General features: G+C 37.2%; 14 protein-coding genes and 1 pseudogene. 6 read left to right on the top strand and 9 right to left on the bottom strand.

Translation table 11 applies throughout. The features are described from left to right. Positions 1–16: 16 nt before the first annotated feature. Positions 17–442 carry a helix-turn-helix domain-containing protein gene (locus tag ATE49_RS10450; RefSeq protein WP_065082126.1) on the bottom strand — a complete coding sequence of 142 codons (426 nt, stop codon included), beginning with the start codon at positions 440–442 and terminating at the stop codon, positions 17–19. Between the two features lie 152 nt (positions 443–594). On the opposite strand from ATE49_RS10450, the gene ATE49_RS10445 reads away from it, so the two are divergent. After that, the gene (locus tag ATE49_RS10445; protein WP_065082125.1) at positions 595–834 is read left to right on the top strand and encodes a SymE family type I addiction module toxin; all 240 of its coding nucleotides are present in this window, start codon (positions 595–597) and stop codon (positions 832–834) included. Between the two features lie 327 nt (positions 835–1,161). Continuing rightward, positions 1,162–1,311 carry a hypothetical protein gene (locus ATE49_RS20215; protein ID WP_155759300.1) on the top strand — a complete coding sequence of 50 codons (150 nt, stop codon included), beginning with the start codon at positions 1,162–1,164 and terminating at the stop codon, positions 1,309–1,311. Positions 1,312–1,757: 446 nt separating this feature from the next. Here ATE49_RS20215 and ATE49_RS10440 read toward each other — a convergent pair whose 3' ends face one another. The 4 genes from ATE49_RS10440 to ATE49_RS10425 form a co-directional block, all read right to left on the bottom strand. Further along, entirely contained in the window at positions 1,758–3,005 is a 1,248-nt protein-coding gene (locus ATE49_RS10440; protein WP_065082124.1) for an MFS transporter, read from the bottom strand. Between the two features lie 239 nt (positions 3,006–3,244). Continuing rightward, positions 3,245–4,666, bottom strand: a complete 1,422-nt coding sequence (locus ATE49_RS10435) for a TolC family protein (RefSeq protein WP_065082123.1) — start codon at positions 4,664–4,666, stop codon at positions 3,245–3,247. Continuing rightward, positions 4,666–7,818, bottom strand: a complete 3,153-nt coding sequence (locus ATE49_RS10430) for an efflux RND transporter permease subunit (protein ID WP_065082122.1) — start codon at positions 7,816–7,818, stop codon at positions 4,666–4,668. Before ATE49_RS10430 ends, ATE49_RS10435 begins: the two co-directional genes overlap by 1 nt. A 36-nt stretch (positions 7,819–7,854) precedes the next feature. Continuing rightward, entirely contained in the window at positions 7,855–8,982 is a 1,128-nt protein-coding gene (locus tag ATE49_RS10425) for an efflux RND transporter periplasmic adaptor subunit (protein ID WP_065082121.1), read from the bottom strand. 343 nt (positions 8,983–9,325) lie between these two features. Between ATE49_RS10425 and ATE49_RS10420 the strand changes: the two genes are divergently transcribed. From ATE49_RS10420 to ATE49_RS10405, 4 genes and pseudogenes are all read left to right on the top strand, one after another. Beyond that, complete coding sequence (locus ATE49_RS10420; protein WP_059153925.1) at positions 9,326–9,910, top strand: porin family protein; 585 nt, start codon at positions 9,326–9,328, stop codon at positions 9,908–9,910. A gap of 78 nt (positions 9,911–9,988) precedes the next feature. Further along, positions 9,989–10,810: a universal stress protein gene (locus ATE49_RS10415; protein WP_065082120.1), complete on the top strand. Its 822-nt coding sequence runs from the start codon at positions 9,989–9,991 to the stop codon at positions 10,808–10,810. A gap of 13 nt (positions 10,811–10,823) precedes the next feature. Continuing rightward, a pseudogene (locus tag ATE49_RS10410) lies at positions 10,824–11,062 on the top strand (transporter suffix domain-containing protein); the annotation flags it as partial. 121 nt (positions 11,063–11,183) lie between these two features. Then, the gene (locus ATE49_RS10405) at positions 11,184–11,816 is read left to right on the top strand and encodes an MgtC/SapB family protein (protein WP_059153928.1); all 633 of its coding nucleotides are present in this window, start codon (positions 11,184–11,186) and stop codon (positions 11,814–11,816) included. 71 nt (positions 11,817–11,887) lie between these two features. On the opposite strand, the gene ATE49_RS10400 is transcribed toward ATE49_RS10405, so the two are convergent. The 4 genes from ATE49_RS10400 to ATE49_RS10385 all read right to left on the bottom strand — a co-directional run bounded on the left by ATE49_RS10400 (position 11,888) and on the right by ATE49_RS10385 (position 14,840). Continuing rightward, positions 11,888–12,649: a LytR/AlgR family response regulator transcription factor gene (locus ATE49_RS10400; protein ID WP_059153929.1), complete on the bottom strand. Its 762-nt coding sequence runs from the start codon at positions 12,647–12,649 to the stop codon at positions 11,888–11,890. A 7-nt stretch (positions 12,650–12,656) separates the two neighbouring features. Continuing rightward, a complete protein-coding gene (locus ATE49_RS10395) occupies positions 12,657–13,754 on the bottom strand; it encodes a sensor histidine kinase (RefSeq protein ID WP_065082118.1) in 1,098 nt (365 codons plus the stop codon). A 309-nt stretch (positions 13,755–14,063) separates the two neighbouring features. After that, the gene (locus ATE49_RS10390; protein ID WP_081278456.1) at positions 14,064–14,381 is read right to left on the bottom strand and encodes an immunity protein YezG family protein; all 318 of its coding nucleotides are present in this window, start codon (positions 14,379–14,381) and stop codon (positions 14,064–14,066) included. 114 nt (positions 14,382–14,495) lie between these two features. After that, positions 14,496–14,840, bottom strand: coding sequence for a hypothetical protein (locus ATE49_RS10385; protein WP_065082117.1), 345 nt, complete (start codon positions 14,838–14,840; stop codon positions 14,496–14,498). Positions 14,841–14,854: the final 14 nt, after the last annotated feature.

Raw genomic sequence — 14,854 nt, 5'->3', positions numbered from 1 at the left:
GAAATACTTATAACATTTATTTCCCCTCAATAAGCTTCTCCAACCTCGCCATCATATCATCCTTTTCCTTTAGCATACGCTCATAAAGGGCGATTTTTTCATCGTGAAGCTTTATGATTTTGTCAACAGGATCAATATTTTGGATGTTGACGCCATTATTATTTACAGCATTATCTGAAAAATTACAAGAGATATTATAGATAGCCTGTTCCTCATCAAAATTCTCAATAGCCTCGGTAGGCACTTTCAGGATTTTAGCCACTTGTTCTAAAATATCCTTTTCTACGGATTCTTTTTGTTCCAGGAGAGAGATTTTCTTTTGGTTCCAGTCATCGCCCAATTCGTAGGCTAGGGCGTCTTGCTTGATGCCCAGCATTTCACGGAAACGCTTTATGTTTCGACCTTGGTGTATTTTCTTGTTTGGCATATCGGTATGTATCATAAATCTCAAATATACTGTTTTTAGTTAAAATAATTAACAACTATTGGCAAATGAAGTTTCTAAATTATGCTTTTTTAAAGATAAAACATCCTGATTAGGAATTGATTACCCAAGAGGGCTTGTTTTACTTCACGGCATAAAAGCACAATGATATGAAAAACGCCGACAGAAACAAAGGTAAGCTATTGGAAATACGCAAAATTACGGTTTGCCGTAAAGTATTTAGCTCCTATAATTACCATCCCATAATCACGATATGTGGCAAATGGTTAAAGAAAAGCGGATTCAGGGCAGGCGATAAGCTGGCTCTAAAAGTTTATGAAAAGAAAATCATCGTAGAAATCGAAATGCCGAGAGAAGAATTTTATAAGGAAAAGCTCATCGAATATTAATCGTTAATTGAGCAGTGAAGTAGTGTTACATATTTTATAAATAACTGATTTATTGTAAAATACAAACATTATATGAAGCAGAATTTCTCTACATTATGTTAAATAGAAACATGATTGAAGTACACACTTCGGCATTGATGAATGAGCGTTAAAAAAACGGACGTAGCGAAGCGTTAAAAAATGTAAACTGTTTGAGCGAAGCGAGTTTTTACATTTTAGCGTAGCGCAGTCGGTTTTTAGCGAGGGCATCATAGCCTTGATTTTTTGGTTCTTTTGCATCAAGGCAAAAGAACAGATAATTAACGTCGTGAGCGCCAGCATAGAAAAATGCCAAAAGAAAGCCGACAGGCACATTGGCAATTTTTGCATGCCAGCGAACTCCACGAAAATAAAATTTCGCTTTCCGAGCGTTGGCAAAAAAAATTAAATCGTCAGGCTGAGCGTCGGGAAATTGTGCAGCAAAAATTCAATGTGTAAATTTTTTTCCAGACACATTTAATTTTTTGCAAACATGAGCGTTGGCCGAGCGGCTATTTCCGGAGGCTTGAACATAATGACTAATTATAGGTCAAAATACTTTGAAACACACAATTCCTTGTGATGCAGACACTACAATATTTTACATAATATTATTATAGGGCAACCGAGCCTGCGAGGACTATTTTGACCTATAATTAATATTATGTTAAATATAGTATTTTTTAAAATGAAATAATATCCTTTATCCTACTTCTTTTGATTGTAAATAAAACTCAGATTTTGAGCAGAAACTTAGTATCAGTGTTGCATAAAAGCTGTATTTATAAATAAAAAAACAGACAGGTGCACTAAAACCTGTCTGCTCAAAACTGTCTCACAGCTTTTAACAACAAATTAAACTAAACTATGAAAAAATATATTGATGATGGTTTGTTGTTTCATACTTATAAATTGTTTGTTTCCAGTATTTTATTATCTTTTTTGTCCAGAGCCATTAATGCAGGAATCATAAAAGATAATCCTCCCACAACAGTTGTTAAAACACCTAATATGATAAATGCCTGATTGATTCCGATTGCTTCAACAAGAAAACCTGTTGAAAAAAGTCCGATCATGGAAGGCAAAAGAATTAGACTGAAATACATAGAGAATACCCGCCCCAGAACTTCCGGATTTACCTTTTCCTGAACAATTGTTGTAAACGTAGCACTCTCCACTGAGTATGCAGTCCCGCAGATTCCCATCAGAAAAATGAAAATGAGAAATGCATTTGAAGGAAGCAATCCGGACCATGCCAATAATATCCCGGTTATAATATTCATTATATTGATAATAAATATCTTATTAACTGTTGGTTTCCATATGCTAAGAATACCACTGCCAATAAGCATACCGATACTCCAGAGAATTTCCACCAATCCCATTTCGAACTTACCACCATTAAAGTGGTTTATTGTTATCAGCGGAAGCAACGGAATGGTTGGGATTACAAATAATGCTGACATTACGGAAACGCCAAATAGCATAAACAAACCTCTGTTGCTTCGGATGGCATTAAATCCCGTTTTCATATCCTGTATAACATTTCTTATGCCTGCTTTTGCTTTTTTATAGTTATTTGTTTCCGGAATTTTTATAAAAGCCAGTGATACTACGGCAATTGCTGCTCCTACAATATCAAATAACAGCACCTTCCCTATTGAAAAGAAACTTATTGAAAGCGCTCCAAGTGCAGGTCCTGCAATACCAGATACAGACTGGATAATCTGGTTGACGCCTGCAATCCGTAATAATTCTGATTTTGGAGCAATCATAGGAATTGCAGCCTGCATTGCAGGCATATGAAATGCTGAACCTATTGAACGAAGCGAAAGCACTATAAAAATCATAGTAAGGCTTTCATACCCCAGATAAAAGCATACAGACATAATAAGTGTACAGACCGCTACAAAACTGTCTGCAAGCATCATGGTTAGTTTCTTGTTCCACCGGTCTACATAGACACCTGCAATTGGCCCCAAAACGGCCTGCGGAAGCATTCCTGCAATTACAGCATATGCCAGAATTTCTGCGGATCTGGTTTCAAGACTAAGCCAGATAATAATTGCAAAATTGACGGCAGAACTGCTGATCAGCGATATAAACTGACCACTCCAGATAAGCATAAATCTTTTTAACCAGGTTTGTTGCATATTGTGTCTCTGTTATTTCGGGATATTGCTCCCGATATTCTGCTACAAAAGAAGAAAGATTAAGAACACATCCATAGGTTATTTTGACCCAAACGGAAATAAAGCCTTCTGAAACGGAAATAAAGCAAGATGGAATGAAAAAGGCAGATCCGAAGATCTGCCCGCACGAAACTGTAAATACAATTTCAAAAACAACAAATTAAATGAGAAAAATGATATATATATAATAGTGTTGTTTTCTAAATGGAGTCTGTAGCTCCTCCTAATGATCTGTACAATTCTACCATACTATTTAGCTTATCCAGCTCTATAGTATTTTGTTCCAGCTCATTCTGTAATTTTGCACTTTGTGCAGAGATTACCTCCAGATATGTGGCCATACCATTTTTATACAATAATGTGGCATCTTTGGTGGCTTTATCCAGAGCCTCCCCTTTTTTGGATACCAAATTTAATCTTTCAGTACTGCCCTTGTAATTAGCCATAGCATTAGAGACCTCTCCTACAGCTGTCATAACGGCTTGTTTAAACTGAATTGCAGCTTTTTCCTGTTCAATAACGGCAGTTTTGTAAGCCGTTTGCAGTTCTTTTTTCTGAAAGATTGGCTGAGTAAGATTTGCTGCAAGGTTTTTGGTTATCGAACCTGGCAAATCAAACCATTTATTGAACTTAAAAGAGTTAGCTCCTACCTGCGCAGACAGACTAATGGACGGATACATTGCTGTTTTTGCCAGTCCTGTTTTTGCATTTAAAGAAATAACGGCATATTCTGCAGCTTTAAGATCCGGACGGCGGCTAAGCAATTCTGCAGGAACGCCGGATCCGTAAATTTCTTCTGGTGTTACACCTTTAAGGCTGCCAGCTCTGGAAATACTATCCGGATATTCACCACAAAGAATACTCAATGCACTTTCCTGAACACTTATATTTTGCTTGGCCAGAGGAATAATAAGCTCAGCTGTTTTCTTTTGTGCTTCTGCCTGCTCTATAGCCAAAGAATTGACTTGACCGGAGTTATATTGCAGGCGCATCATGCGAAGTATATCTTCACTAAGCTTTACATTTTCATTCGCTATTTTAAGCTGTTGATCGAGGCTTATTAAATTATAGTATGCCTGAGCTACCTGAGCAATGATACGGGTTTTAAGAGCCACAACATTTTCCTTTTGGCCAAAATAATCTGCAATACTCTGGTCTTTACGCAATTTAGTTTTTCCCCATATATCTGCCTCCCAGGATATTCCAAGATTTAGTGTGTAATCATCTATATATTTAGTCCCTATAAACTGCTCTGCCATAGAACCATTCATGCTGTTTTTAGAAGGATAACTTCTGTTGGCACCTATAGTTGCCTGTGCTGTAGGAAGGATTGATAGTTTTGCCTGCTTCATTGCCAGATCCAGCTGGTCTATGGTTTTTAAGGCGACAGCTACATCGTTGTTATTATGCAAAGCCTTTTCAATAAGTGCAATCAGCTGTGGATCTTTAAAAAATGTCTTCCATGGCAATTGTACATGATCTCCTGTTAAACTAATATCCGATTTATATTGTACCGGCATGTTCAGCTCTGGGCGTGTATATTTCTGAGCCACAGAACAGGAGCTTACCAATGCACCAATTGCAATTGCTCCCAGCAAGTTTGTGATTGTATTTTTGTTCATTATGATTCGCTTTTTACGGTTTGGTCTGTATGTTTTTTTCCGGATACTTTTTCCTGCAGATACTGGAATAATATATATAGTACAGGTATTACAAATACGCCGAGCACTACTCCGCTTAGCATTCCCATTGCTGCACTCACACTGATGGATATATTTCCTGCTGCCATTCCTCCTGATGAAATCATCAACGGTATCATACCTACAATAAAGGCCAATGAGGTCATTACAATAGGACGTAATCTGGAACGTGCACCTGCAATAGCAGAATCCATAATGGACATTCCTTCTTTCCTTCTCTGAACAGCAAATTCCACAATCAAAATGGCATTCTTGGCGAGAAGTCCAACGAGCATAATAAGTCCCACCTGTACAAAGATGTTATTGTCCAGACCTACAGCGCGGATTCCAAGGAATGCACCTATAACTCCTGTAGGAATAGAAAGAATTACAGATAGCGGTAACAAATAACTCTCATATTGCGCTGAAAGAATCAGATAAACAAAGAATATACATAGGGCTAGTATGAAGACCGTCTGATTTCCTGAAGCCTTCTCTTCCAGACTCAATCCTGTCCACTCATAACTATAATCTGATGGTAATTTGTCCAATACAGGTTCTATACGATTCATAAGTTCACCATTGCTAATTCCCGGAACCGGAGCAACATTAATGGTCAATGAATTGTAAAGGTTGTATCTGCTTACAGATTCCGGACCATATACTTTTTTCAGCGTTATCAGCGTATTTACAGGTACCATTTCCCCTGCCGCATTCTTGGTGAAAATATTATTGAAAGCCGCTTCATCCATACGGAATACGCCGTCTGCTTTAATGTTCACTCTGTAGAATTTTCCAAATCTTGAGAAATTCTGTGACTGATCTCCGGAGAAATATCCCTGAATTGTATTGAGCAAACCAGCAACACTGACTCCCATCTGTTTAGCTTTGTCCTCGTCTACTTCCAGTTCCAGCTGAGGATAGTCGGCTCTGAATGTTGTATAAGCAAAAGCTACTCCCGGTGTCTGCATCAGCTGTCCGATGAGTTCATCAGCTTTGGCTTTCAGTACCTGAGGATCGCGTCCTGTACGGTCCTGTAATACAATTTCTGCATCATTTGTTACTCCGTATCCTTCTACTGGCGGCATTCTGAATACCATTACACTTCCTTCTTTTATACCTGCCATTTGCTGGCTTATCATAGCATTGATAGACTCAATATCTTTTACAGAACCTCTCTCCTTTTTAGGTTTAAGTTTAATAAAGCCCATTCCGTATGCAGGACCTGCGCTACTGCTCAGAAGGTTATAGCCTGTAATAGAGGTATTCTCTTTTATAGCCTCATTTTGTTTCAGCATTTTGTTGATTCTGTTGGCGACCTCAGTTGTCTTTGTAAGTCCGGTTCCTGGTGGCATTGTAAGAGAATAAATCAACAGACCATCATCTTCCATCGGAACAAAACTTTTTGGTGTAGTTGTCATAAAGAACCCTGCTAATGCAATAACTCCTACAACAAGTCCGCCAGCAATAAGCTTTCTTTTGAATAGAAATTTAATTCCCTTCACATATTTCCCTGTCATATTTTCGAATCCGGCATTGAAGGCTGTGGTGAATTTCTTTACAAAACCTTTTTTCTCATGAGGATGTCCGTCTTCTGTATTATGATTTTTCAGGAACAATGCACACAATGCAGGAGTTAGCGTAAGTGCATTCACAGCCGAAATAATAATCGCAATAGCTAATGTATAAGCAAACTGCTTGTAGAAAATACCAGCGGAACCTGTCATAAAGCCAATAGGAATAAATACAGCAGCCATAACCAGGGTAATGGAGATTACTGCACTTGTAATTTCACCCATTGCGCTATGCGTAGCTTCTTTACCACTCATCGTAGAACCTTCCATTTTACTATGCACAGCTTCTACGACGACAATAGCATCATCGACAACTATACCAATAGCCAGTACCAGTGCAAAGAGCGTTAGTACATTAATGGTAAAACCTAGCACCAACAGGAAGAAGAAAGTACCAATAATAGCAACCGGAACAGCAATAGCCGGAATAATGGTTGAACGTAGGTCTTGTAAAAACAGGAATACAATAATGAATACCAATACAAAGGCTTCAAGAAGTGTAGATTTTACCTGGCTGATTGCTTCGTCTAATCTTTCTTTTGAACTGATTACTTTAGAGTACTTAATACCCGGAGGAAATGATTTTGATAATTGTTCAAGAGACTTGTTTACACCAATTTCAATATCGTTTGCATTCGATCCCGAAGTTTGCATAATAGCAATAGTTACTGCATTCTTCTCGTTGGTAGTATTGTTACCGCTATAGTCAATAGAACCAAACTCTACACGGGAAATATCCTTAAGGCGGACAATATTTGTTCCTTCATTCTTTACAATAATATTTTCATATTGCTCAGGCTGATTCTTTTTTCCTTTATAGCGGATGACATATTCTAAAGTGGCATCTGATTCCTGACCTAATTTTCCCGGAGCAGTTTCTAAGCTTTGATTGGCAATTGCATTGGTAACATCTGCAGGATCAAGGCCCTGAGCCGCCATCTTTTGTGGATCCAGCCAGATACGCATCGAATAATCTTTGATACCGAATATCTGAGCTTGCCCAACACCTTTAATTCTTTTTACCTGTGGTAAAAGATTGATGTTCGCATAGTTTTGCAGGAAGGTTTCATCGTATTTACTATTATCATCAGTATACAGGTTAAATACCATGATCATACTGTTCTGCTGTTTGGAAGTTGTAATTCCGTTTCTTAGTACCTCCTGAGGTAATATAGGTGTGGCCTGCTGAACTCTATTTTGTACATTTACAGCTGCCTGATCGGGATCTACTCCCTGCTTGAATATAATAGAAATAGAAAATGAACCATCATTGCTGGCAGTAGATTTCATGTATTCCATATTTTCTACACCATTTATCTGCTCTTCCAGAGGAGTCACAACCGAACGTATAACGGTTTGTCCGTTTCCTCCGGGATAAGAACCTCTTACTATAACAGTAGGAGGAGCGATATCCGGGAATCGGGTAATTGCGAGTCTGCTAAGACCAATAATCCCCAATACGACGATAACTACCGATATTACTGTTGCAAAGACCGGACGGTCTATAATTTTTTTTAACATAATTTCGTTTTTAATAAGTAATTATTCTCTCTGGGTTTATTTTGCAGGTACTTTCTTTGGCTGTACCTTCATCCCGTCTTGCAGCATATCAATTCTGTTTAGTGCAATCTTGTCCCCCGCTTTTACACCAGATTTTACATAATAAGTATCTTTGGTTTTTCCGTCGATCTGGATTGGGACCATTGCTACTTTACTGCTGTCTGCAAGCTTGAATACAAAGAATTTATCCTGAATATCTTTCACACTGGTTATAGGAAGCTGTACAATATTATCTACCGTTCTACCAATCACAATTTTTCCGGCACCACCGGAACGCAGAAGTTTATCCGGATTAGGGAAAATAGCTTTCATGGTAATACTCCCTGTTGCTTTATCTATATTACCACTCCCCGCTTCCACTTTACCTTTTTGGTTATATACCGAGCCGTCTGCAAGGATAAGCTGAATATTCCCTGAATCTCCTGAGAAAACGCCTTCTTTACTATAAGTGATATAATTAGCTTCGCTTATTGAGAAATAAACCTGTACTGTGCTGATATCTGAAAGTGTAGTCAGTGCTGCTGTATCTGCAGGTGATACCAGTGTACCTGTACGATTAGGAATACGACCTATGTAGCCGCTTACAGGAGCCTTTATAAGTGTAAAATTAGCATTGATTTTCGAAGATCCCAATGCTGCTTTTGCCTGTTCTACCTGAGCTGTAGCTGCATTATAATTGGCCTGAGCTGTTTTTAGCTGCATATCGGAAACTACTTTCCCGTCTACAAGGGGGCGTAGTTTTTCAACTTCCAGCCTGGCTGTTGCCTGAGCTGCAAGCGCCGATTTTAATCCGGCATCACTATTTTTTACCTGTTCATTATAGACATCCGGCATTATTCTGAATAAAGGCTGTCCTTTTTGTACATATTGCCCTTCTTTTACTAATACAGCCTGTAAATAACCGGTGACCTGAGGTTTTACATCTACATTTACAATACCTTCAATATTACCAGGGTATTCTTTTTGTGTATCCCCCGCTCCCTGAATAAGGGTAACAAAGTCTGTTTCCGGTGCAGGTAGTTCTCCGGCTGCAGAACCGGGACTACTCTGTCCGCACGATGAAAGAAACATCGCTGCTGCTATAGCCAATATTAAAGAGCTTGGTTTTCTCATTTTTGTAATCATATCTCTGACATTTAATTTGCTGCAAAGGAAGCTATCATTTAAAAGCACGGATTCGATTATCTGACTGAAACGGAAATATTGGCCTCCGAAATGTAAAGAGATCCAACCGAAAAGATTAGCAGCTGTTTTTATTGTCTGTTAGCACTGAATTTATCGCTTTAAATAATTGTGTTTCAGTGTGTAGTGTTTATGTTTTTCATCGTCTGATATGTGATGTTACGCTTCAGTTGTACAGGATTACGTTTGGGGAGTAACTATTTCCGTTTCGGTAAAATAACAGATATTTTCCATTATCACCGAATGTAGATTTGCTTCAGTTTTAATCAAGAAAAAATTAGAAACAATGAAAAAAGTATTATTAGCGGTAGCATTCACATTTGGTATTGGGGCTATTAGTGTAAGTGCACAAAGTATTGAATTAATTCCTAAAGCTGGTATTAATGTAGCGACACAGTCTATAAAAAGTATTGGTGGTGAAAAATCTAAAGTAGGTTTTCAGGCTGGCTTAGGCGTTAATATTCCTGTAGGAAAAGATGGTTTTTCTATTCAACCGGAACTTAACTATATACAAAAAGGTGTAGCATTTAAACCGGCAGGAGCCGGCAAGACAAACTATAACCTGAATTATCTGGAAATACCGGTACTATTAAAATACAGCTTTGGACCGGTATATGTAAATGCAGGACCTTCTATTGGTTTCCGTTTGGGACAGAGTAATAAAGTAAAGGAAGCCCTGGGCAAAACAAAAAGTGTTGACTTTGGATTACAAATGGGATTGGGAGCGGCTATACCGGCAGGACCAGGTAAACTAATTGTAGACGGACGATACAATCTAGGACTAAGCAATATCTCTGATGTAAAAGGAGAAAACATTAAAAACCGCGGATTTATATTCTCTCTGGGATATGCCATCCCAATTGGTAAGTAACTTAAATTCCATAGATAGAGATCCCTGGCCGGCTAGTTCTGCCGGGGATTTCGTATATTAATACAAACATTTTTTGATATGAACAGAATAATTGTAGCAACAGATTATTCAGTAGCCGGGCAAAATGCTATGCTCTATGCTGCTGAAGCCGCCGCCAAGCATAATATAGAGCTTGTCTTATTTCATTTGCATAATATATCTATCCATGCTTTAAATGCAAGACTTTCCGTAGAGTCTATGGATAGTATATTTCAGAAAGCCAAAGACAATTTCGAAGATAGTGCTTATGCCCTGTCTCAGACCTTTGGTATTAAAGTAATCCGGTATTTTGCATCCGGTGATATCTTTACAGAACTTTCAGCATGTGCTGAAATCTGGCAGGCAGACATGCTGGTAATGGGCATGAGTGATAAAAGCCTTGAGCAGCAGTTAATGGGAAATACAACAACTAAGGTTATCCACCGCCTGAAAATTCCGGTATTAGCAGTTCCCGAAAATCTGCATTATACACCAATAAAGAATATACTTTATGCATGTGATTTTGATAAAGATACATCTGAAGAATTTCCTGAAAAGCTTCGTGATTTTGCTTCTGTATTCGGAGCTCAGATAGAAATATTCACAGTTGAGTCTGTTTTGAAAAAGTTACAAATGAATGATGCTGTAACAGAACGAAAATTCAATATGGATAATGGATTGGCAGGTGTCAGTCATTATTATAAAAATGTACTTTCCGATAATGTAGTAGCTGCTATAAAAGACGAAATAGTGGACACAGAGGCGGATCTGCTTGTAATGGTACCACATAAATATGGTTTTTGGGAGTCTGTTATACACAGAAGTAAAACCAGTATTATGGCATCGGGTAACAATATTCCGTTATTATCGATATCTGTATAACTAAAATTACAGCATGACAAAGCAGAATATAAGAAAGAAAGCCGGTTTAATCCTGTTGGGAATTGTGCTGCTGTATTGGATGGCAGTTCCTGTATTACCATTTATGGATATTCCATATAAAACATGGATCATCTCCGCATTGGTCGTTATTGGTGAAATAATATTTGTTATTGCAATAGCTTTATTAGGGAAAGAATATTGGGGAAATATAAAAAAAGCAGTTGGTCGGTTTTTTTAAATCAAAAAAATAATTAACAAGATCCCGGGTATTTATTTTATATCCGGGATTGCTATTCCGGACGGGAATAAATAATTTGTAATATATATTCTACATCTGAAAATCTATTTATTAATTTTAAAGAAAAAATAATTCATGGAAATTGATTACGAAATTCTGTTGATTGTGGCCTCTGTATTTGTAGGTGGTATTATCGGAATTGAAAGAGAATATCAGCTGAAAGCGGCAGGTCTTCGTACAATGATTCTTGTAACACTTGGGTCCTGCATGTTTACAATGTTATCCAGAAGTCTTGGAGCTCCCGGAAGCCCGGATCGTATTGCCGCAAATATTATTACCGGAATAGGTTTTGTGGGTGCCGGTGTTATTTTTAAAGAAGAAAACAGAGTGTCCGGACTTACTACTGCTGTCACTATTTGGATTTGCGCAGCTCTGGGAATGACGATAGGTGCGGGATATTATATTGAAGCAGGATACGGAATGGCCGTAGTTGTTATATTACTGATCAGCCTAAAATATGTTCAGAATATAATAGATAAAATAAGTTCGCTTCATACATACCGGATTACAATTCCTTATAATGATGAGGCAATAGAAAAATATGAAACAATCTTTAGAGAACACCACCTAAGACCAATGTTGGGCAAGCAGATTAAACAGGGAGATCTGTTTACAGTAACCTGGCGTGTGCAGGGAGCAGCAAAGAACCATAAGGTTTGCTCGAAAGTTCTTTTGAATGATAAATCTATTACGGAATTGGTGCTCTGAATACAGGTATTTATATAAAAAAAGAAACCGTTGCCAGATAAGCAACGGTTTTATTATAAAGTGTAATATCATTAATAACCCATCCAGTTTTTAAGCAAGGGAGCCTTATCTCTACTTACAATAATTTCTACATCAGTATTCTTTCTCATAGCCACTTTAAGTTTATTATTAAAGTAATTATAAACATGTTCAACAGCATTTATACAGATAATAAATTGTCTGTTAGCCCGAAAGAATAACTTGGGATCAAGTTGTTGTTCCAGTTCATCCATCGTATGAGGGATAATTTCGTCTGTTCCGTCTGCAAGCCTGGCTTTGGTTATTTTTTGTTCTGAATAGAAATAAAGGACATCACCTACCATTACAGTTTTGAAACCATCCCTGTATGACAACAGAAAACGTGTCCGGTAGTTTTTAGGACGAAACTCATCCAGCAATTTTTCAATAGAAGGATTAGTTGCTTTATTCACCATGATATCAAGCTGGTCATACTTTTCAAAAGCCATAGCCAGCTCGTCTTTATCAACAGGTTTTAGTAAATAATCTATACTATATTGCTTAAAGGCCTTTATAGCATATTCGTCATAAGCTGTGGTAAAGATAATGGGAACATCTACCAGCTGGGTTTTATCAAAAATTTCGAAGCTCAGTCCATCTGAAAGCTTAATATCCATCATAATAAGATCTGGCCTTTCATGAGTATCCAGCCATTCAACACTCTCGCTAACGCTTTCCAGCACACTCAGTATATTAGCCTGTGGTTTTATCCCCTGGATTAGTCTTTTCAGCCTTTCAGCATTAGGCCTTTCATCTTCTATAATTAAAATATTCATATACTTATTATTTTAATTCAATTAAAGGAACAGTGACTTTAAATGTTTTATCATCCTGAAAAATTTCAGGTTTCGCAGCACCCAGCAAACGGTATCTTCTGGCAATATTCTCCAAACCAATTCCCGAAGATGGTGTATTGGTTTCCAGTGGATTGAAGTTATTTTCAATAACAATACTATGTTCGCTGTTAGTATAAATTTTTAAATGCAAAGGATCACTTTTGGAGGTTTTGTTATGCTTCATTGCATTTTCCACCAGTAATTGCAGCGTTAGTGGTGGAAGGCTGTTCAGATACTGCTTACGGTCTATATCAATTTCGAATATCAGGCCCTCGCCTACCCGTTGTTTTAAAAGGAAGATATAGGCATTCAGAAATTTTATTTCTTCCTCCAGGTGTATAATATTCTTCTTTGAATTTACGAGCATATACCGGTAAATTTTAGTGAAATTTTCAGCATATTCATAGCCCAATTGTTGATCTCTCAGAATCAGTTCGGACAGAACACTCAGATTGTTGAATACGAAATGAGGGTCCAGCTGTAATTTTAAAGATTGCAGCTCCGCTTCCATAGCTATTCTGTCAGATTCTGCTGCTCTTACAGCAGTATTTTTCCATTTCAATAAAATACTGTTTCCGGTATTGATCACCATTACTAAGAATGTCACCATTAGTGTAATGAGAAATTGCTGCATAATTTCTCTGGTCTCCTGTATGTATTTGGAATCAGTAAGAACTGAATGCATCCCTGCTTCCGGTACATAGTAAGAATAAATTGAGAAAATTATAAACAGTATACCTAGTACGGCGACAAAGTTTAGCAAGGTTTCTATTACAAACCTTTTTCTCGAATGTTCTATCCATGGTAATTTGTGATCCAGCCAGTTGCTAATCAGGATGCTTATTTCACAGACAATCGTACAGAAGATTAATGTAATCCCAAAGTCTGTTAATATCTCTGATAGGTCCCTGTGAAAAAATGTTCTGGCATATTCCGAAAAAGGATCCATAATGTAACCAATCAGGTATAATATGACAAATGCCGGCAGGATAATTAATACCCGTTTCCAGTGGTTTTTAAAAAAGACTTCGTTTGTTCTTTTCATACTTCAGATGTCTCAATTCTCCAGAGACTTTTAAACATAGTTTTCAGCTAACAAATTTCGTGATTTTAAGACAGCTTTTAGGTGATTGATCACTCAATCGTCATTATGAGCATCTGAATCTTAAATATTGGCTTATGAAACGAAAATAAGAAGAAAAAGTGGTTAATCTTCTATTATCGACAGCCGAAATTTTAGGATATAGCTTCTGATAAGCCGATTGCTAATCTCCCGGGTTTAAGGAGAAAAAATAAAACCTCCTTATTTCAGAAGGTTTTATTTTATTAATGAATGAATATGAGTTGCTTAGAGCTAAGACTTGACTATTTCCTTCAGCCATTCAGGTATTAATTCTTCTTGTCTTGGAAATACATTTAGATCATCTAAAAATTTGTCTTTAATCGGTTCATATTTGAATTCAGGTTTATTGTCATAATCGAAAGAAGAATCAAAATGACCATTATTCATAACTGTAAACATAGCCATATACCAAGCTCCCTTATTAGGTGATGTTTTATACATCTCTTCTCTCAAAGTCTTAATTTTCATCATAATATCATTTCCATTTTCCTCCGGGTCAAAAGATATAAACTTTCCTTCTGCCTCATAAAAAGCTTTAATAGCAATCATTTTATTTAATGCGCAAATATTAAGAGAAAAGTTATCCCATTGGTCTGTTGGTATATTATCTATTGTGGAGGATAATATTTGGTTTAGATTATTTTCGATTGTAATAAATGTTTGTTATTCTTTAGAAAGTCGATCAATTTCATTTTGTAATTCCTGATCCCAAATAAACTCCATATCAAAATCTCCGTCTGATGTTAATGTGAAAATAGCTTTATCCCATTTGTTATTACCTCCTTCTGTAGTGATCTCATGGAGTTCCATTATTGCAAAATCAACATCTGCATCGAAATTATGTACATCCAATGATTGGGCAACATTATTGGAATCTAAATACTCACCTGTTGTGTCAACATAGGTGTCATCTCCCTGAATATTTAGAGTAGCTTTGCTCCAGTCCTCACTTTGGATACTGTTTGCAATATTTTGAGCTATTAATAAATAAATCTCGTCAACTGTCATATTTTTAGTTTTTA

This window comes from Elizabethkingia miricola (assembly GCF_001675285.1).
Taxonomy (GTDB): domain Bacteria; phylum Bacteroidota; class Bacteroidia; order Flavobacteriales; family Weeksellaceae; genus Elizabethkingia; species Elizabethkingia miricola.
The sequence above is the reverse complement of the archived record's forward strand: the minus strand, read 5'-3'. Positions and strand labels throughout refer to the sequence as shown.